Genomic DNA, 18,681 nt, shown 5'->3' on the forward strand with positions numbered 1-18,681 from the left:
TGTCCTAGGTCGGCAGACAGGTGCGAACCTTTTTTTATGATCTGATAGTTTTCAGTGAGTGGAATTTTTCATCGGGGTATTGCTACCAGAAAGGCAGCTGGTTATGAGTGGAATAGATATAGACAAACTGACGGAACTACTTTTGCAGCAGCGGAAAGAGTTGATCGGGCAGAAAAAGGCCGGTCAGGCCTCCACCCGCACTGTCGAATTGGATCAATCAACTGTAGGACGCCTCTCAAGGATGGATGCCATGCAATCTCAAGCTATGGCACTTGAAGGCAAGCGACGACGAGAGATACAACTTACCCGCATTGAGGCAGCTCTTGAACGAATTGAAGAGGGGGAGTTTGGCTACTGTGCCATGTACGATGAAGAGATTGCAGGTCGCCGTCTCGAGATTGACCCGGCCAACCCTTTCTGTGTGCACTGTGCTGAAAAAATCTAGAGAAAAAAATCTGGTAATCATTGGTGGCGCCGGCAGAAATGTTGGTAAAACCGAATTCGTCTGCCGCCTGATACAATCGTTTTCAGCTGAATATGACATCTATGCGTTGAAGGTCTCTGCTATTTTCCCGGACGAGCATCTTTATCATGGGGATCACAGCCGTGATTTTCTTGAAGGAAAACTGTTTGAAGAAAATCGCCTTAATGGTCCAAAGGATACCTCCCGTATGCTACGGGCAGGTGCGAAAAAAGTGTTCTATCTTAGAAGTGATGACGCAGGGATAGAGGCAGGGTATCGGGAATTCTCGAAAAGAATTCCCGATAATGCGCTTGTTGTATGTGAATCAAACAGTTTAAGGTCGGTGGTTGATCCTGCTATTCATATTGTTGTGCGTTCTGTATCAGGCGAGATAAAACCGAGGGCGTTGGCGCAGCTTGCCAGGGCGAATCTGGTGGTGGTTTCAGATGGCACTTCCGGTTTTTCTGAACTCAATTCTATAGAAATCGTAGATGGCAATTGCTGGCAACTGATCCCTTGAGGTAATTTCAAATAATAAGGCGGCTTGGTGTCTGGTGGTACGTATCACCCTGGAGCTCTCTTTAGCCTGAAGTGCGCATGAGGGATTCGGGCTAATTAGCTTCTAACTGTTGTTCTCTCTCTGTAGTAATTGCTCGTTTCTGGTCCGAACCATAATCTGCCGACATTGTCAGTAAGGCAAAATAGTATCCGGCGGCTGCAATTATCAGAACCAGTATAGTGATACGCAAAAATTCCCACGGCTTTTGCCAGAGGAATACCAAAAGGACCACTCCTACAATGGCGGCAATGATGGGGTAACTGACGATAAATTGATAAATGGTCGCGTAGATATCAGATAAAATCATAGTGTTTCAAGTAGTATAGTTGATTTTGGGAGTATCTCATAGCTGTCGCAATTCATTGCGTAGCTGATGTGAAGATAATATGTAGTCACAAGTTATGCAAATTCCAGACCGATTTATTGGCTGCAGGTAACTGCTTCAGTCAGTTTACTCTCTGAATACGTTGAGGTATTCAATTTTATGTTGCCGGCTTAATCTGCATGACATACCATTAATCGTACGGTCAATCATTGTAAGTACAAGTTGATACGCGGGAGCTTGGAATAACCAGGCTGAGAGGGGTCTGAAAGGGCCCGACCGCTTAACCTGATCCGGATAATGCCGGCGGAGGGAAAAGTGTGGCTTTCAGCCATCTCCGCTCTGGGGGTGGCTTTTTTTATTGCACACGCTCCTCTGCCCGAAAGTAGTATCTGATTGTAAAAACTGCAGATCAGAACTGCTTCTCCGGGCAAAATTTCACTTTAAAGGAAATAAGTATGAATGGAGCGATTTGCAAGTTGAAGAGAGTATTGTTAATTTTTGCTCTCGTGTTCATTTTGCCTGCCTGGTGCCATGCAGGACAGACGTTAACTTTGATGACCCATGACAGTTTTAATGTCAGTAAAGAAGTTATTGCCGAATTTGAAAGAGAAAATGACGTTGTTGTTCGGTTTTTAAAGTCAGGTGATGCCGGGGCTGCTCTTGTTCAGGCTATCCTTTCTAAGAATAACCCAATGGCGGATCTCTTCTTCGGGGTAGATAACACTTTTCTATCCAGAGCTATCGGTGCAGATATCTTTGAACCGTACCAGTCTCCCATGCTGGAAATGATCCCCGATCGATTAAAGCTGGATAATGAAAACAGGTTGTTGCCTGTGAGTTATGGTGATGTTTGCCTCAACTACGATAAAGCCTGGTTTAAGGAAAAGGGGATAGCCCCACCAACTGACCTGACAGATCTGACCAGGGCGGAGTATAAAGGCCTCATTGCAGTGCAGAATCCGGCTACGTCCTCTCCGGGTATGGCGTTTCTGCTTGCAACCATAGGCAAGTTTGGCGAGGGCGATTATCTTAATTACTGGAAGAAGTTGCGTGAGAATAAGGTGCTGATTGCCCAGGGGTGGTCTGATGCCTACTTCGGACACTTCACAGCTGCTTCAGAGGGGGATCGCCCTATAGTGGTGAGTTATGCTACCAGCCCACCGGCAACTGTATATTATGCTGAGACTGAGCCTGAAGAGGCTCCAACCGTGGCATTAGTGACCGATGACAACGCTTTCAGGCAGATCGAATTTGTGGGAATCCTGAAAGGGAGCAAAAATGTCACGGTTGCCCGAAAATTTGTCGATTTCATGCTCAGCAAAACGTTTCAGGAGGACATTCCCCTGCAAATGTTTGTCTATCCGGCCAACAGCGAAGCTAATCTTCCTGAAATATTTATAAAGTATTCAAAAGTCGCAGAGAAACCGTTAAAGGTCGATCCCGCAGCCATCGAGACCAATAGGGAAAAATGGCTGGAGGATTGGACAAACGTGATGTTGCGATAATTACGGATGTTGGGTCTCGAGTAGTCTTTAAAACAACCAGTCATTAAAGCATAACCCCGATATCTCATCGGCACAGGTATAGGAAAGCGCGGAGTTCGTTGCACCAGATTCAGGCAGCCTGTTTGATTGGAAAATGTGAATAAAATTAGATTAATGAGCAGTGCAAGGGGATTGGCTCCAGGGCATTGGCGACATCTTGACTACGCAGGTTGTATAACCTGCATGTTGGTGAAATTTACATAGTGGTCATGGGGAATGCTGGTTAAAGGTATATTGTTACTGGGGTTGTACTGGTGAATGAACAATCTCGAAATTCGCTGCGGTGGCTGGTTTTTTCCCTGCCTCTGGTTTTCTTGGCACTGTTCTATTTTTATCCGTTAACCAAGATCGTGCTGTTCTCTTTTTTACCGGAGGGCAGCTGGCAACCTGAAAGGCTTGCCAAACTGGTCGCCAGTCCTGTTTATTTCCGTATTCTCTGGTTCACCATCTGGCAGGCGGCACTTTCCACCTTGCTGACTTTGCTGATTGCCCTTCCTGCAGCCTATATCTTTGCCAGATACCAATTTCGCGGCAAGAGTCTTCTGCAGGCAGTCATGACGGTTCCTTTCGTGCTGCCAACCGTTGTTGTTGCCGCAGCCTTTCGGGCACTTTTGGGGCAGAATGGGCTGGCGAATGACTTGCTGATAAATGTGTTTAATTTCAGCGTGCCTCCAATCAGGCTCGACCAGACTGTCTATTTTTTTCTACTCGCTCACGTTTTTTATAATTATTCACTGATTGTCCGCATTGTATCAAGTTACTGGGCCGGTCTCGATCCTAATCTCCGTTTGGCGGCGCGGATGCTTGGGGCATCACCCTGGCAGACTTTTTTACGGGTTACCGTGCCATTGCTCCTGCCCGCTATTGGGTCCGCCGGGCTTTTGGTTTTTATTTTCTGTTTCACCAGCTTTGGGGTGGTTCTCATTCTTGGTGGCCCAGGTTATGCCACTATCGAAGTCGAGATATATCGTCAGGCTGTGCAGATGTTTAACCTGCCTATGGCTGCCGCTTTATCGCTCATCCAGATAACTATCAATTTTATCCTGATGTGGATATACGCCAGGCTTGACACAAAATCGAAGAGTTCTTTCTACTCTGCCTCTGTGGCAGGGGGCGCTGTGCGCCCCGTAACTTCTTTTGCCAGGCTTATGATCATCGGTAATGTCTGCATTATGTTGCTGCTATTGGTAACCCCCCTGATGGCATTGGTGTTGCGCTCGTTTACGGGGCAAGAGGGATTGACCTTGGTCTATTATTCAGCGCTGTTTTCCACCGAGGCCCACTCAGTCTTTTTCGTTGAGCCGATCAAGGCTGTAGCCAACAGTGTTGGGTTTGGTATTGGAGCAATGTTGATTGCAGTTGTGCTTGGGCTCATGGCCTCGGTTTTTCTGGCATCTGATCAAGGTAGAAGAAAAGAGATTGTAACTTCAATCAGGCGTTACAAATCTTCCACAACATTGTGGGACGCTCTGATAATGTTGCCCCTTGCAACTTCTGCCGTAACGCTGGGCTTTGGCTATATCATTACTTTAAATGCGCCACCCCTCAATTTGCGTGATTCGCTGGCGTTGGTGCCAATTGCTCACGCCCTGGTGGCATTTCCCTTTGTGGTTCGCTGCATTTTGCCTCAACTCAGGCAGATACCACAATCGCTTCGGGAAGCAGCAACAATGCTTGGTGCATCACCGGCTCAAGTATTTTTTCAGGTTGATCTGCCGATAATCAGGCGGGCAATTCTGGTTGGGGCTATTTTTGCATTTTCTATCTCGATGGGAGAATTTGGCGCTTCAGCTTTTGTTACCAGACCGCACACTCCGACAATGCCTGTGGCAATTTTCAGATTTCTGGGCCAGCCTGGTGAGATGAATTACGGGCAGGCAATGGCTATGAGCACGATTTTGATGCTGGTGACTTGCTCGGGATTCTGGTTGATTGCAAGACTCGATCGATTGCGGAATGCTTTACGGTGATCCGGTTGCCCGGAGAGGGTTGTAGTGAAAAGTAACAAGGTAAGGACTAGAATGAAAACCTCTAAATTACTTGAAGTGACTAGCTTAAATAGCCGGTATGGCGATGAAAACGTACTCCAAGGTGTAAGTTTTACTTTGGAAAAGGGAGAAGTCCTTTGTCTTCTCGGGCCTTCCGGTTCAGGTAAAACCACTTTGCTCAGGATTCTCGCGGGCCTTGAACGGGAGGAGTCAGGGACCATTCTCTATAATGGAAAAGACCTGCAGCCAATTGCTTCACATAAACGTCAAATTGGCATGATGTTTCAGGAATATGCGCTTTTCCCGCATAAGACAGTTTGGCAGAATATTGCGTTCGGGTTGGAGATGCAAAAACTCGAACACGAAAGGGTGCAAGAAAAAGTAAAAGCTATGCTGGTGCTCGTTGGTTTATCCGGCTTTGAAAATAGACGGATAGATCAACTCTCAGGCGGCGAGCGCCAGAGAGTGGCGTTGGCCCGTTGCCTTGCGCCGGAACCGGAGTTGCTGCTTCTTGATGAACCGCTGGGTTCACTGGACAGGACCTTAAGAGATCGTTTGACGGCAGAGATACGTGCGATCTTGAAATCCATTGGTGTTACAGCTGTTTTCGTCACCCATGATCAGGCAGAAGCATTCAGTGTGGCTGATAAAGTTGCAATATTAAAAGATGGAATCCTGCAACAATATGACAGTCCCGAAAACGTGTATAAAACCCCGGCAAACAAGGTTGTGGCTGAGTTTTTGGGTTTTAAGAACCTTATCAGATTGTCAGGAAGGGATAGAAGTGTACCCGAAGGTCCATTTTGGCAGCTCGTGGATCATAGCATATTCGAACCGGACTCCAGCTATCTTGTTCTTATCCGGCCGGATGGTGCAAAGGTATTAGAGAATCAGGAACAGGTCCCACGTGGCTGGCCGTGTATTTCCGGACTAGTAACTCTTTCTCGTTTTCAGGGAGCAAGTTACCGGCTTGAAGTGAGAATAGGGGAGGAGCTTTTACGATTCGAGCTACCTTTAGATCCTGCACCACCTCCGGAAGGTGCACTTATAAAGCTGGCAATAAATCCTTCAGCCGTCAAGTTGCTGCCATCTGAGTGATACGCAGAAAAAATGGTTCATCAAAATTCAGGAATATCGTCATGCAAGTCGTGATTGTTGCAAATGGTTCGGGAAATTTATCTGAGAAATTCTGTCATATCGCTCAAATGGCAGACACAATTATCGCAGCAGATGGAGGAGCAAACCTTTGTGCTGAGGCCGGTTGTATGCCTCATATTCTCATTGGTGATCTGGATTCAATAGATTCTGATTTGCTTGTGGAGTATCAGCAGCAAGCAATAGAAATTCTCCGCTATCCCACCAGGAAAGATGCAACAGATCTCGAACTTGCCTTGGACCTTGCCATGTCCAGGGGAGCTGTCAAGATAGATCTCTTTGGAGCGATAGGAGGTCGCTTGGATATGAGCTTGAGCAACCTTATGCTGGCCAGTCAGGAAAAATATTCTAATATCAAGGTATCAATTCATGATCACTCGAACAGGATTCAGATACTGCATCCCGGGAATCATGATGTAGATGCGGAATCGGGGGAGAGAGTATCTCTGCTCCCAATTGTTGGCGATGTCCATTCAATAACATTGGAAGGGGTTGAATATCCACTGGCCGATGAACCATTGAATTTTGGTTCAAGTCGAGGGCTGAGTAATGTGGTAATTGGAGAAGGTGCAAAGCTCTTTTTTACCAAAGGGGTTCTTGCAGTAATATGTTCTGATCAAAATGAAATATCAAAAGAACTGTAATCTTACGATTTGGCTAACAATGGAGTTTCATTTTCAGTAAAGCTTTAGACGGTTGTTGCAATACAGGGGTGCAGAAGCCCAAAACTTATTGAATGAATGCTGAGGGGAGGAGGGATGGAGTTTGTTGAGGCGAGCAGTTCCCATACGGATTTTAAGCTTCTCACCATGTTGCTCGATATTGAATTGGTAAAGAGATATGGGCCAGAGCAAAAAACGTATGCAATGCATAACCAGATTGAAATCGATGAACCGGCCATAATTGGTTACCTGGATGGTAGGCCCATGGCCTGTGGCTGTTTCAGAAAGTTTTCTGAAAGCGCGGTGGAAATTAAGCGAATGTTTGTGGCTGAAGAATGCCGGAGGAGAGGCTACTCAACCATCATTCTCGACCAGCTTGAAGCACTTGCCCGAAGATGCGGGTTTAGCTGCACGGTGTTGGAAACAGGCAAAGGTCAACCTGAGGCAATCGGACTTTATCGAAAGGCGGGTTACCAGGTAATCGACAATTATCCACCATATGAAACTATGAATAATTCGGTCTGTATGCAAAAAAAGTTATAAAAACAATCAGCTGTTTATACGATGCTTATCGAAGCAAATAGTATTTTTGTGCTACGCATGGCATTTTTTTTACAAGATCAGGGGCAGGAGAGGGGAGAGGATGCAAACAGATACACCGAATTGTGCTCAATGTCCATTTAAGGCATCTGACAGGCTGTGTCGGATAGAGGAGGGGAGGTTTCCCGAATCATGTCCTACCATGAACATGACTGACCTCATTAAAAAAAGTCTTGAGGAATACAACGATACCAATGGTAATTGCAATTTTGCCAGGCAGGCTGCAATTCAGGAAGCTACAGGGTATCAAGGACGTGACCTCGGGTATGAGCGGGTTCGGGCTGCCAAGACTCGAATTGAGGAGATCATTGAGTTTGCCCGGCGAATGAATTACCAGAAGCTTGGAATGGCTTTTTGTCTGGGATTGAGAAAAGAGGCAAAAGCCGTTGAGCAGATATTTTCGTCACATGGCTTCGAGGTTGTATCCGCTATTTGTAAGATTGGCAGGGTGCCGAAACAAACCATAGGGGTGTCACTTGATGAGCAGATTGATACACGTAGGCCTGAAACCATGTGTAACCCGATTCTACAGGCTATGATCCTGAATCAGGGAGAGGCTGACTTCAACATTCTTCTGGGATTGTGTGTAGGGCATGATTCATTGTTTTTTAAGTATGCTGAAGCACCAACCACAGTTTTGGCTGTAAAAGACAGGTTGTTGGGACATAATCCGCTTGCGGCGATTTATACCCTGGACAGTTACTACCGTACCTTGAAATAGGTTGCTTAAACATAAAGTTATGAGTTGAGAACGCTCGTTAATCAGGGCGGTGTACGAGATGGACCTGAGTTTTCTAACCCAGCATTCCCTATTATTTAATCCGACCAGGCTGATTTCTGTTATTATCTTTCTGGTCGGATTTGTTCTTTCAATATTTATCTGGTTTGCCAGAGATACTGGAAATATGAGTATTCGTTTTTTCCTGGTTTATCTGCATCATAACAGACGTGGATTGTTGCGCAGGCTCTTTGATGAGGGGCCAGGTTTCCTGATATTGCCGTTATGGCTCATTTTAGCGTCGATAGGCGAGAAATACCTTGGGCCTTTGTTTAGCGGCTGGTTGAACTGAAAGCATTTGTTGTATTGTGTGGTACACCCATCCTTGATGCGAACGGTTTATAGTCAAGAGCCGTGTGGCTGGAAATATGAATCAATTGCCGCCATAAGCAGTCAGGCACGATCTCATCTTTTGGAGAGTAAACACGTTACACATATGGTAGTTGACAGCGCATGCGGTAAACAAGTATCAGAAAAGGTATAAGTAGATTATCGCAGTAATGGAGAAAGAAATGGATTGTCATTTAGAAGATAATAAGAGAAATTGTAATTGTACCAATAATTCCTGTCCAAGAAAAGGAGCATGTTGTCAGTGCTTAGCCCACCATTTGGGAAAGAGGGAACTGCCTGCTTGCTGCTTTACGGCTGAAGCTGAGAGAACATATGATCGTTCTTTTAGTCATTTTGCAGATTTGGTTGAGAAAGGAAGAGTATAGAATTATAGCTGCATACATACGGAAATTACTTGTGCGGCAATTGCCGTTCATATAGATTTTCCTTTGCATGCAGGTAACTTACGTGGGTTGATTTATGCTGCTGAAGCTCTGTTGAACCAGCCGGTTCGCGGTTCTGAAATGATGTTTTCGACAATACAAAGGTTGTTTAGTCTCACGCCGAAGGTATTTGAACATCTGATTGAGAGGTGGCATGGCTATCAAATTTTCCAGTCCGGAAGTTACACCGATGCAGGAGATTCCTGTTGATTTTACCTGTGATGGCGCCGAAATTTCCCCACCGCTTATCTGGAGCGAGGTACCAGAAGGGTCAGAGACCCTTGTTGTTATATGCCATGATCCAGATATGGTACATGGTGAGTGGGTGCATTGGATATGTTATGATATCCCGGCAGAATGTGATGGTTTACCTGAAGGAATCCCAAAGACAGATAGTATCCCGCTTGGCGGCAAGCAGGGCCTGAATGATTTTCTTAAAGTCGGTTATGGAGGACCATGCCCACCTTCCGGGAAACATACGTACATCTTCAGGTTGTATGCAATTGATTGCCACCTTGGCCTGGGGCCGGGTAAATCCAGGGAAGAAGTGCAGGGGGCGATGCAGCATCATATCCTGGCATCTGCTGAATTTGCTGCCTGTTATACTCGTCGCTGAAAGTCTGGTGCGTACAGGAGTATGTTTTGGATCGCAGAATGAATGCATTATAAATACGGGTATCGGTTTTCCGGTACCCGTATATTTTTTTACGGAGGTAGAGAATTGAACGAGATAACCAGGGTGATTGCTGCAGATCTTAAGGATGACGAGGCTGACTACCCGTCACCCCGCATGATCAACCCGCAGTTACATACGGGCTCAACAGTACTGTTTGAAAGCTGCCAGGACCTGCTGGCTGCAGGCAGGGGTGGGTATAGCGGTATCACGTACGGGACGGAGCGCCTTCCTGTTCAGCGGAAATTTGAAAATGCACTGGCCGACATGGAAGGTGGGGCGCTGTGTCGAGCCTTTCAATCCGGAATAAGCGCGATTACCAATACTCTGCTGGCTTTTACCAGGAGCGGGGATCATATTCTGGTTTGTGAAAATGTTTATGGGCCAACATCTGCTTTCTGCCGGGAAGTCCTCTCGCGTTACGGAGTTACAACTACATTTGTGCCGGCGGCAGTTGGCCAGGATATTGATCAATGGCTGACAGCTGAAACACGATTGATATTCTTGGAATCACCCGGCTCAAATACTTTTGAAATTCAGGATATTCAGGCTGTTGTGGAAATCGCCCGTGAGAAAGGAATCGTGACCATTATCGATAATACCTGGGCGACGCCGCTTTTTCTCAAACCGCTTGAACTTGGGGTCGATGTGTCAATACACTCGGTGACCAAATATATCTCAGGTCACTCCGACGTCTTATTGGGGGCAGTGACTGTCAATGGGCGCTATGCAGATGTGCTGGATAGGTTTTATAGGGTGATGGAGTTGTTTGCGTCACCGCAGGATTGCTATCTTGCATTACGTGGGTTGAAGACCCTTGGGGTGCGAATGCGGCAGCATCAGGAATCTGGTCTGGCTGTGGGTGTATGGCTTGAACAAAACGACTTGGTCGAAAAAGTTATTCACCCGGCTCTTGAGTCTCATCCGCAGCATAAATTATGGAAAAAGGACTTTACCGGAGCTGCCGGTCTGTTTTCTTTCGTGTTTAAAGAAAACTACAGCGAAGAGCAGGTCTGTGATTTTGTAAATGCACTGAAACTATTTGGCATTGGGTTTAGCTGGGGTGGATATAAGAGTCTCGTGACTGTTGGCAGGTACCGGCGTGAGTCCGGTGAAGCCTGTGAGGGCAAGGTGCTGGTGCGGTTGAATGTCGGTCTTGAAGAGGTTGACGACCTGATAGCGGATCTTCAACAGGCTTTCCTTATGTTGGCGTAAATCAAGAGATTTAAGATAGTGGCAGGCAAAAAAAAAAGCCGCTCAGGAATACCTGAGCGGCTTGAATTGTAGAGTGGTGACCCCAAGGAAACTCCTGATTTACTCAAAATGTTTTATTGTCATTCGTCTAGGTGAGAAGGATTATATTTTTCATGCTGACCAAGAAGAAGGGGAGGGTAAGAAGTAGATCCGCTGCTCTGTTCGAACTGTGGTGAGGAGATGAAGATTATAAGATTCATCTACGATCGGGCAGTGATCAAGAAGATACTCGTGCACCTGAAACTGTACACGAAACCTGCCAAACAGAGGGCGCCTCCGGCGCCGTCCCTAGATTTTCCGAGATCGTGAAGTATTTGTCGTATGATGATGGCTGGCCGGGTTACGCAGTACCTGCGGTTGATATCAAATCACTGTAAAACCGGTTAATGGGGGAGTTTGTACGAAATTTGGGTTTAAATTCGAAACCGCGTGCTTCAGCACGGAGTCTTACAGGTAATCACTCATAATAAATGGAAAAAATTTGTCTTTGTGGCGCTGATCGGCTAGGGTAGGCGTTACCGTGGGGTAATAATGTACGCTTACGCCTATGATCCCTGGAAGATATGAAAGGGCGATGGGGTGAGTCGTAACGTTTGCAATTGGAGCAGTTATCACAAAATAGCTTCTGATTGAATCTGGTTGAGTGAAATACAAAGGCCGCCCCTGAGGACGGCCCGTCTTTATTAACAGTAAATAGTGGTAAACTCTTTACTCGGTGTAACCTAACTCCTTGGCATCTTCTTTATAGCCAAGTTCCCAGAGAGCGGAGCTGTAGATCTTGAGGAACTCCTGACCCTCAGGTGATTTTTCAGCGGCTTCGCGAACAACCTTGTGTCCTACTGCACGAGCTTTAGCCTGATCTTCATCAGACCACTTTACAACAGTAACATTTGGCAGAGATTTCCACTTTTCACGGGCAATAATTTCTTTATTGTAAACCATTGCTGAGAGATAACGCATACGATCTCTTGCTGCCAGTACGATCTCTTTATTCTCTTGAGAGAGCTTTTCCCAGCTGGCAGTATTAACAACGAGTGGGAAGTATTCACAGGTACCGTTCTGAAGTGCTGGATCTAATACGTAGGACGCTACCTCATGAAAGCCCATACGCATGTTCTCATCCCAGAAGGTCCATTCTGCAGCTTCAATACTGCTGGTTTGAAGAGCGGTGTAGATATCAGGTGCTGAAAGGGAAACAGTGGTTGCACCTAATGCTTTATAGTATTGACCACCAATACCAGAGGTACGGATACGTAAGCCTTTTATTTTATCAACAGAATCAATTGGAACTACAGACATGAGCTGCTCGTAGAGCGGGCTTACCATGGCATGGCCAAGATAGGTCATACCGTGCTTTGCATACAGCTTGGTGAACCAAGGATCGAGTTTTTCAACAAGATAGGCGCCTTCTGCATAGGTGCTGAGTGGTGAGCCCGGCTGGGTGGTAAAGCTGAACAGCGGATCCTTCCCTGGCCAGTATGCACTGTATACCATGCCGGCATTAACCATACCGTTGCGAAGGCTGTCAAAGGTTTCAAAAACAGGGAACAGTACGCCTGCAGGGAAAACCTTGATCTTGAAGCTGCCCTGTGAAAGGGTTTCAACTGTTTCCGCAAAATTTTCGGCAATCCTCTGTTGCTCAGTACCAGGCATAGAGTGAGTTACCAGTCTCCAGTTAACCTTTTTTGCAGCGAAAGCTGCCTGTGACCCCATCATTACAAAAAATACTGACAGGATAACTGCAATCGTTCTTTTCATAGTTCTCCCTTGCTCCATGTTTGAGTTTTGAATTTGGCACCTACTCCAGCTCAACAGTGGCACCTGAATTCTGTTGTTAGTTGTACTCTTAATTATGAGTCTTCTCTTTTTTGTATAGTGGTTCTACTCTGATTCTTGGTTTCTAAAGGCTCAGAAGTTTCTGCGGTAGCCAGAGGATTATCTCAGGGAAGATAAAAATCATTATTACACAGACTGCTTGGAGAATGAGAAGCGGAATACTTGACTTATAAATCTCCACCATATCGACGCCTTCAGGTGCACATCCCTTCAGGTAGAACAGGCTGAAACCAAATGGAGGAGATATATAGGCACTTTGCAGTATCACGTTGACCACAAGGCCAACCCAGAGAGGATCAAAGCCCATCTGGGAAAGGATTGGCGCAATAATTGGTACGGCTAAAAAGATGACTGCCCCTGGCTCAAGGAACATGCCGAGAAGGAAAATAAACAGGGCAGCGACAACAAAGACCATTGTTGCTCCACCTGGCATATTCATGGCAAAGTCAGCGACCATGGCATTACCTCCTAGCCCAGAGAAAACAGAGCCGAATGCAGAGGCACCGATCATCATCCAGCCGACCATAGCAGTTACACTCAGGGTCTCATAGCAAGATGAGTATACGATCTCCCAGGTGAGTCGTCTGTTGGCTACACCAATGGCAAGTGCACTTGCTGCACCAAAGGCTGCAGCTTCTGTAGGACTTGCAACACCGAGAAGGATGGAGCCGAGTACAACGATGATAAGTAGTCCGGGAAAAAATACGGTTTTCAGGGCGTATAGTTTTTCCAGCCAGGTGGCACGTTCTTCAACCGGTAGAGCCGGAGCAAATGATGGCTCGATGAGACCACGGATGAATATATAAATGATATAGAGCGAGGCGAGAAAGACACCAGCAGAGATACCTCCAGCGAATAGACCGCCAATGGAAACACCGGTTACAGCACCGTAAAGAATCATGTTGGTGCTAGGCGGAATAAGCTGCCCAAGGGTTCCACCACCGAGTACTGAACCCATGGCAAGTTTTCGGTTATAACCGTGTTTAAACATCTGCGGAAGACCAATAAGTCCCAGACCAATGACACCTGCTGCAACTACACCGGATACCGCACCGAGGATTGCTCCAACAAGGATTGTCGCGATAGCAAGACCACCCTTTAGTGGGCCGGACCATTTATAAAAGGCGTCATAAAGATCCTCGACCACGTTTATTTTTTGCAGGATATACGCCATAAAGATAAACAGGGGGACTGCAATGATGACAAAGTTATTCATGGTTCCCCATGAAGCGGAGACCAGAACATTAAGTGCACCCTCACCCCAGAGGAAATAGGAAAAAACAATGGCCACCGCAGCCAGAGCAAAAGCAATGGGTACTCCAGCTATCAGCAGGGGAAACAGGGCAAAAAACATGAAAAGAGGGGCAAGTTCACCAAACATCTTATATCTCCAGCGTAGTAGCGATTAGTTTTAGGAATTTTTAGACCGGTCAGTTAGCAGTGAGTAAATATTAGCTACCGCCTGCCAGGCAAGGAGGCTACAAGATATTGGAATGACCCACCTGAACCACCAGACATAAGGGTTAAAAGGGGTCTGGAGGATCGAGCGCTCGCCCATCAGAGTTGCTCGGTATGCATTGGGGATACTGACGTAAATTATCACCAGTGCTACAAAGAGAATGACACTCTCAGAGAAGAGACCCTGGATTTTCTTGAACTTTTCGGGGAGGTAATTGTTGATAATATCGACTGCGACATGTCCTTTGAGCATGTGACAGTAAGCGGCGCCAAGCATGAAAAAGGACCCAAAAATGAAAATTGACATTTCAAACGTCCAGCTTGGAGGTGTCTTGAAGAAATATGACTTCAATGCACTGTAGACGATAATTCCAATGAGGGGAAGAAGGAGAAGTGATACAAATCTACCGATTTTATTCATATTATATCCTTTCATGATTGATCTCAGAGGCCTGCACATGGGCCATTGTGAGATCTGCTTTACTGATACGTCTTTTAGCAGTTTTAGGAAGATAGAAGGAAATGTTCTTCTTAATATCGGGATTTAGTAAATTTTGTGTAAATTATATGTAGATAAGTTTCTGTTTGTTGTTGAGAGGAGAGGCAAGTATTGTATTGTCGGTATAGTATGGCTGGGTGGGGTGGTAATGGCTGCTGCCTCTGGAACTATGACTATGTAACTGTTAACTGCCTAATATTAAATGGATAGCACTGTTTTCAGTTAAGCATTGTATGTTGATCATATTTTGATATGTTTGCCTGTAATCTGGTGCAGACAACATGTTTTTGGTAAGGGAGAGGGGGAAATGTATAATTCTTCAGATGAAATAAGTTTACTGTTGATCGATGATGATAAAAAATTTTGTCGCTTACTAAAAGACTATCTAACTCCCCACGGCTATACTCTCACCATCTCACATACTGGTCAGGATGGGCTTGATTTAGCCTTAACCGAGAACTTCCATCTAGTGATTTTAGATGTAATGCTGCCTGGTATCGATGGTTTTGAGGTGTTGAAACGGCTTCGTCATAATCTCACCATCCCTGTTTTAATGTTCACCTCCAGAGGGGATGAAGTTGATCGTATTGTCGGTCTCGAGATGGGGGCTGATGACTATTTACCCAAGACATTTTCCTCTCGCGAGCTACTGGCAAGACTGAGGGCGGTAATTCGACGGGTACATATCACAGAACCCAAGCAGAATGTAGAGAGGGAAGAGGTGCTACAATATGGCCAGCTAACGATCAACACCTTGTCCCAGGTTGTTATGTTAAATAGTGAAGATACCCTTCTTACTCCGGCTGAGTATCGATTATTGAATTATTTAGCACAAAATAGTGGTCGGGTATTATCCAGAGATCAGTTAATGGAATTTCTCGATAATCGCAACCATGAAACCTTTGATCGTATAATTGATAATCATATATCATCGATTAGAAGAAAAATTAAGGATGATCCGAAAAGTCCAAAATATATAAAAACAGTGCGAAGCACAGGCTATATGTTTATTGATTCAAGCCTTCAAAAAGCAGTTTAACAGGCCCATGGGGTATAATTGTTTCTCCCTGTACTTTCCAATACTCAATGCCGCTAAACCTTACCAGAAGCCATGAATGTATTTACCATTAGACTGAGTCTTGTCATTAAATTGTCGCTGTCTTTTGGTGTTTGTATCTTTCTGAGTCTGCTGGTGGCTGGCTATGCGTTCATTAATACTGAAAATAAACTGGTTAATGATCTGATTACCAACTTAAAGATTGAAACTCAGCAATTACAGCAAGTTGAAGAGGATCAACAGGTCATAAAACTGGATGAAAATATTCAGTTCAACGCAGACATGCTGGGGGCCATTTCAGCGGTAAAAATTTATAGTATTGATGATGTCGGCCCAACGATTATCCCCTTTTTTAGGATTCCTGAAATCCAGGCAATTATTGTTTTAGATGACCAAAAAACTATTTACGCCGCCTACTGGAGGCAGAATGAAAGTACCTTTTCCGGTACTAGATTGCCGCCATCCTTTTCACTGGAATCATTTAAAGTTGCACAGGGCATCGCCTCTTATAGGGAGCGGGAGGTTGGTGTGATAAATATCTATTACACCGATAGGCTTTTAAAACAGCATTTCCAGAGATCCAATGTTGAAGCCTTGAAGAACTTTGAAAAGAGTTCATCAAAGATCAAGGAGATAAATCAGAAAAATAAAGTCCATCTCTGGGTGGTGTTGGGGGTAATCATAACGCTCTGCTCGGTTCTTGTCCTCATTACCATGAAGGTTATGATGAGTCCTATTATCACCTATCCGCTTGCTCAGATGACCGAGGCCACAGAGCGGATTGCTCGGGGAGACTTTGATGTTAAGTTAGAAGAAAAGAGGGTGGATGAGGTTGGGCGACTGGGTAAGGCCATTAATCATATGGCGTCACGTTTGTCCAGCTTTGTTACAGGTCAGAAACGATTCCTCGGTGATGTAGCCCATGAACTTGCCTCACCTATTGCCCGTACCCAGCTGGCGTTGAGCATCCTGGAAACTAAAACCCTTGAGCATAATCGCCAGTATGTAGACGATGCCATTGAAGAGATGGATCACATGTCCGATATTGTTAATAGTCTGCTCTCCTTTTCACGGGCTGAAATCGTCCCCGGCAGTATTAATTTTACCAAGATTAATTTACTGTCTCTGGTTAAAAAGGTGGTGGCAAGGGAGAAGGCACATTATGCGGATATTCGGGTTGAGGTACATCCGGACATTACAGCCAATGGTGATGAGGAGCTGCTTTTTAGGGCATTTTCTAATATTTTGCGCAATGCCCTGCGCTATGCCAAGGGGTATGGTGCAATTGCAATTACAGCCAAATCTGTAGAACGGAAGGTATGCATTGAGTTTTCTGACTCCGGTACAGGGGTTCCTGAGGAGATGATAGATCAGCTCTTTGACCCATTTTACCGTGTGGAAAAATCGAGGGAGCGTGATACGGGTGGAGTTGGACTCGGTTTATCAATCGTTAAATCCTGTATAGAGGCCTGCAAAGGAAATGTCGCCGTAAGAAACGTAGAACCAAAGGGTTTCTGTGTTAGTGTAGAATTAGACGGCTTAAAAACACCGGTTATTGCCACCGCTGACTGATTAATTCGAGCAGGCCGTTGTCGGTTATTATCTGTTTGCCTTGCTTGAAGTCAGCCAGTTTTTCTTTGACAGATTCATTACCTTTACACCCTATAGGGTACTCGAGGCTTCCGCCAAAATATGCCAGCTTTTTGTACTTGTTCTTCCATTTAACCTGCTGCAGATTATAGTCGAAGATTTCTTCGTAGCCGGCAAAGGCATCTAAACGCTTTTTGTCCAGCATTTTAAAACCCTGAATGACCCCATCCACATTAAATTTTATAAAGTGGTCAGCGTTATTCCATTTATCCCCATAGGTCCAGCCTTTTTTCACCCCAATTAACAAGCCTTTAAGGGGGGCAAGCCCGTCCCATTGGAGGGGGGAATCGGGTCGTACGTAAATCACATAATTTATCGTGTTAATCGGTTCTGTGGAGTACTGGTATATTTGTTGCCTGGCCGTGTTTTTCCCGGCAGGAAAGAGGATGTCGATTTCACATTTTTCAGTTAATAGCAGAGCTCTTTTCCATGGCATAATCTGCAACTGGATGGTGTATCCCATGGCATGAAAACTCTCACGGACAATGTCCCAGGAGGAGCCAATGAGCCGGTTAGAATTCTGGCCGGGGGGGATAATTTCAGCATCAAAATCATAGCTTTCAATGACAAAGCTAAAAGGAGGAAAGTCTGGCAGAGTTGCAAGTTTTACCACTTTTTCAGTTCCCATGGCAGGTCTGCTGATAAATGCGGTTGTAAAAAGAAACAGGAGTAAGACTGTTGTTTTTATGAAATTGCTGTGAGGCATCATAGGTGCTCGGAGAACTATTAGGAATTCATAACAAGGTTAAAATTGATTTTTTTTTATAAAAACAGATAACTATTTTATCAATAAATAATGGTAGATGCTGTAAGATTATTTCCCTACATGCTCCAGTGGTGGAGGTGGGAGAAATGTTATCTTGCTGTATGTCGATGAAACTTATCAACTTGACTGCTATTGTCCTAACGGGTCAAGATTAAGTCCTCTAGGGTCAATCAGAAGTGGGTGCGATCCTGTCCAACGCACCGGGGCCACTTCTGACTGTGGGTACAGTTATATTGGTGATATTGGTGATAGAGTAACGTGCCGCTGTAATGCTCAAACTAAAGCTGGCAGTGGTTGTATTAACAACGGGATTTCAATCAAAAGGGTTGAAGATGCGATCTTTAGCTACCTGCAGCAGCAGATATTGTCTTCCGACAGTGTGGGGGGGGAATAGATAATGCCTACGCTAGGATGGAAAAGGGCAATCCCGAGATAGAGCAGGGTACCGTTCGGCTTGAGGATATCACTGGTCGTATAGATAAATGGTTAGATTTGTACCAAGTTGGGCTCATTGACAAAGATACATTTTCTGCCTAGGTCGCTCCTTTGAATGAGCACAAAAGACAAGTAGGGGAGACTCTGGAACAATTTACAAGTGCCAAGGATGTGGTAAATGTGTCGGAAAAAATATTCATTACAGC

At 45.3% G+C, this 18,681-nt stretch carries 18 protein-coding genes and 1 riboswitch; of the genes, 13 read left to right on the forward strand and 5 right to left on the reverse strand.

All coding sequences use genetic code 11. The annotated features are described in order from the left end of the window. Positions 1-103: 103 nt before the first annotated feature. Both FCL45_RS13745 and FCL45_RS13750 read left to right on the forward strand, forming a co-directional pair. Positions 104-445, forward strand: a complete 342-nt coding sequence (locus FCL45_RS13745) for a TraR/DksA family transcriptional regulator (RefSeq protein ID WP_136795907.1) — start codon at positions 104-106, stop codon at positions 443-445. After that, positions 429-983 (forward strand): molybdopterin-guanine dinucleotide biosynthesis protein B, encoded by a 555-nt coding sequence (locus FCL45_RS13750; RefSeq protein WP_136795906.1) that lies wholly within the window; start codon positions 429-431, stop codon positions 981-983. Before FCL45_RS13745 ends, FCL45_RS13750 begins: the two co-directional genes overlap by 17 nt. Before the next feature lie 91 nt (positions 984-1,074). Here the strand turns inward: FCL45_RS13750 and FCL45_RS13755 are convergent, their stop codons facing one another. Further along, positions 1,075-1,329: a hypothetical protein gene (locus tag FCL45_RS13755; protein ID WP_136795905.1), complete on the reverse strand. Its 255-nt coding sequence runs from the start codon at positions 1,327-1,329 to the stop codon at positions 1,075-1,077. A 237-nt stretch (positions 1,330-1,566) separates the two neighbouring features. Beyond that, a riboswitch (TPP riboswitch) is annotated at positions 1,567-1,676 on the forward strand. Between the two features lie 126 nt (positions 1,677-1,802). Between FCL45_RS13755 and FCL45_RS13760 the strand changes: the two genes are divergently transcribed. The 9 genes from FCL45_RS13760 (at position 1,803) to metC (ending at position 10,735) form a co-directional block, all read left to right on the forward strand. Continuing rightward, on the forward strand, positions 1,803-2,852 hold the full coding sequence (locus tag FCL45_RS13760) for a thiamine ABC transporter substrate-binding protein (protein ID WP_136795904.1): 1,050 nt from the start codon (positions 1,803-1,805) through the stop codon (positions 2,850-2,852). Positions 2,853-3,145: 293 nt separating this feature from the next. After that, a complete protein-coding gene (locus FCL45_RS13765) occupies positions 3,146-4,861 on the forward strand; it encodes an ABC transporter permease (RefSeq protein WP_228721332.1) in 1,716 nt (571 codons plus the stop codon). Between the two features lie 51 nt (positions 4,862-4,912). Further along, positions 4,913-5,977 carry an ABC transporter ATP-binding protein gene (locus FCL45_RS13770; RefSeq protein ID WP_136795903.1) on the forward strand — a complete coding sequence of 355 codons (1,065 nt, stop codon included), beginning with the start codon at positions 4,913-4,915 and terminating at the stop codon, positions 5,975-5,977. Between the two features lie 41 nt (positions 5,978-6,018). Next, the gene (locus FCL45_RS13775) at positions 6,019-6,678 is read left to right on the forward strand and encodes a thiamine diphosphokinase (protein ID WP_136795902.1); all 660 of its coding nucleotides are present in this window, start codon (positions 6,019-6,021) and stop codon (positions 6,676-6,678) included. A gap of 114 nt (positions 6,679-6,792) precedes the next feature. Next, complete coding sequence (locus FCL45_RS13780; protein WP_136795901.1) at positions 6,793-7,239, forward strand: GNAT family N-acetyltransferase; 447 nt, start codon at positions 6,793-6,795, stop codon at positions 7,237-7,239. 100 nt (positions 7,240-7,339) lie between these two features. Continuing rightward, positions 7,340-8,017, forward strand: a complete 678-nt coding sequence (locus FCL45_RS13785; protein WP_136795900.1) for a DUF1847 domain-containing protein — start codon at positions 7,340-7,342, stop codon at positions 8,015-8,017. Between the two features lie 569 nt (positions 8,018-8,586). Continuing rightward, the gene (locus FCL45_RS25315; RefSeq protein ID WP_136796016.1) at positions 8,587-8,790 is read left to right on the forward strand and encodes a DUF6485 family protein; all 204 of its coding nucleotides are present in this window, start codon (positions 8,587-8,589) and stop codon (positions 8,788-8,790) included. Positions 8,791-9,001: 211 nt separating this feature from the next. Beyond that, on the forward strand, positions 9,002-9,463 hold the full coding sequence (locus FCL45_RS13790; protein WP_217907581.1) for a YbhB/YbcL family Raf kinase inhibitor-like protein: 462 nt from the start codon (positions 9,002-9,004) through the stop codon (positions 9,461-9,463). A 42-nt stretch (positions 9,464-9,505) separates the two neighbouring features. After that, positions 9,506-10,735, forward strand: coding sequence for a cystathionine beta-lyase (gene metC, locus FCL45_RS13795; RefSeq protein WP_217907582.1), 1,230 nt, complete (start codon positions 9,506-9,508; stop codon positions 10,733-10,735). Positions 10,736-11,482: 747 nt separating this feature from the next. Here metC and FCL45_RS13800 read toward each other — a convergent pair. From FCL45_RS13800 to FCL45_RS13810, 3 genes are all read right to left on the reverse strand, one after another. Next, positions 11,483-12,532 (reverse strand): TRAP transporter substrate-binding protein, encoded by a 1,050-nt coding sequence (locus FCL45_RS13800; RefSeq protein ID WP_167495663.1) that lies wholly within the window; start codon positions 12,530-12,532, stop codon positions 11,483-11,485. A 142-nt stretch (positions 12,533-12,674) separates the two neighbouring features. Next, positions 12,675-13,991 carry a TRAP transporter large permease gene (locus tag FCL45_RS13805; RefSeq protein ID WP_136795898.1) on the reverse strand — a complete coding sequence of 439 codons (1,317 nt, stop codon included), beginning with the start codon at positions 13,989-13,991 and terminating at the stop codon, positions 12,675-12,677. A 30-nt stretch (positions 13,992-14,021) separates the two neighbouring features. Next, a complete protein-coding gene (locus tag FCL45_RS13810; protein ID WP_167495662.1) occupies positions 14,022-14,489 on the reverse strand; it encodes a TRAP transporter small permease subunit in 468 nt (155 codons plus the stop codon). A gap of 385 nt (positions 14,490-14,874) precedes the next feature. Here FCL45_RS13810 and FCL45_RS13815 point away from each other — a divergent pair, with 385 nt between their 5' ends. Beyond that, positions 14,875-15,606, forward strand: a complete 732-nt coding sequence (locus FCL45_RS13815; protein WP_136795896.1) for a winged helix-turn-helix domain-containing protein — start codon at positions 14,875-14,877, stop codon at positions 15,604-15,606. Between the two features lie 72 nt (positions 15,607-15,678). After that, positions 15,679-17,196 carry a sensor histidine kinase gene (locus FCL45_RS13820; protein WP_136795895.1) on the forward strand — a complete coding sequence of 506 codons (1,518 nt, stop codon included), beginning with the start codon at positions 15,679-15,681 and terminating at the stop codon, positions 17,194-17,196. Here the strand turns inward: FCL45_RS13820 and FCL45_RS13825 are convergent. Then, positions 17,177-17,902, reverse strand: coding sequence for a substrate-binding periplasmic protein (locus FCL45_RS13825; protein WP_167495661.1), 726 nt, complete (start codon positions 17,900-17,902; stop codon positions 17,177-17,179). The genes FCL45_RS13820 and FCL45_RS13825 overlap by 20 nt on opposite strands. Positions 17,903-18,681 lie beyond the last annotated feature (779 nt).

This window comes from Desulfosediminicola ganghwensis (assembly GCF_005116675.2).
Lineage (GTDB): Bacteria > Desulfobacterota > Desulfobulbia > Desulfobulbales > Desulfocapsaceae > Desulfopila > Desulfopila ganghwensis.

Coding starts and splice junctions, on each gene's coding strand:
- FCL45_RS13745 (WP_136795907.1), top strand. CDS start 104: ATGAGTGGAATAGATATAGACAAACTGACGGAACTACTTTTGCAGCAG.
- FCL45_RS13825 (WP_167495661.1), bottom strand. CDS start 17,902: ATGGGAACTGAAAAAGTGGTAAAACTTGCAACTCTGCCAGACTTTCCT.
- FCL45_RS13780 (WP_136795901.1), top strand. CDS start 6,793: ATGGAGTTTGTTGAGGCGAGCAGTTCCCATACGGATTTTAAGCTTCTC.
- FCL45_RS13800 (WP_167495663.1), bottom strand. CDS start 12,532: ATGAAAAGAACGATTGCAGTTATCCTGTCAGTATTTTTTGTAATGATG.
- FCL45_RS25315 (WP_136796016.1), top strand. CDS start 8,587: ATGGATTGTCATTTAGAAGATAATAAGAGAAATTGTAATTGTACCAAT.
- FCL45_RS13775 (WP_136795902.1), top strand. CDS start 6,019: ATGCAAGTCGTGATTGTTGCAAATGGTTCGGGAAATTTATCTGAGAAA.
- FCL45_RS13815 (WP_136795896.1), top strand. CDS start 14,875: ATGTATAATTCTTCAGATGAAATAAGTTTACTGTTGATCGATGATGAT.
- FCL45_RS13755 (WP_136795905.1), bottom strand. CDS start 1,329: ATGATTTTATCTGATATCTACGCGACCATTTATCAATTTATCGTCAGT.
- metC (WP_217907582.1), top strand. CDS start 9,506: ATGCATTATAAATACGGGTATCGGTTTTCCGGTACCCGTATATTTTTT.
- FCL45_RS13805 (WP_136795898.1), bottom strand. CDS start 13,991: ATGTTTGGTGAACTTGCCCCTCTTTTCATGTTTTTTGCCCTGTTTCCC.
- FCL45_RS13790 (WP_217907581.1), top strand. CDS start 9,002: ATGGCTATCAAATTTTCCAGTCCGGAAGTTACACCGATGCAGGAGATT.
- FCL45_RS13820 (WP_136795895.1), top strand. CDS start 15,679: ATGAATGTATTTACCATTAGACTGAGTCTTGTCATTAAATTGTCGCTG.
- FCL45_RS13760 (WP_136795904.1), top strand. CDS start 1,803: ATGAATGGAGCGATTTGCAAGTTGAAGAGAGTATTGTTAATTTTTGCT.
- FCL45_RS13785 (WP_136795900.1), top strand. CDS start 7,340: ATGCAAACAGATACACCGAATTGTGCTCAATGTCCATTTAAGGCATCT.
- FCL45_RS13770 (WP_136795903.1), top strand. CDS start 4,913: ATGAAAACCTCTAAATTACTTGAAGTGACTAGCTTAAATAGCCGGTAT.
- FCL45_RS13810 (WP_167495662.1), bottom strand. CDS start 14,489: ATGAATAAAATCGGTAGATTTGTATCACTTCTCCTTCTTCCCCTCATT.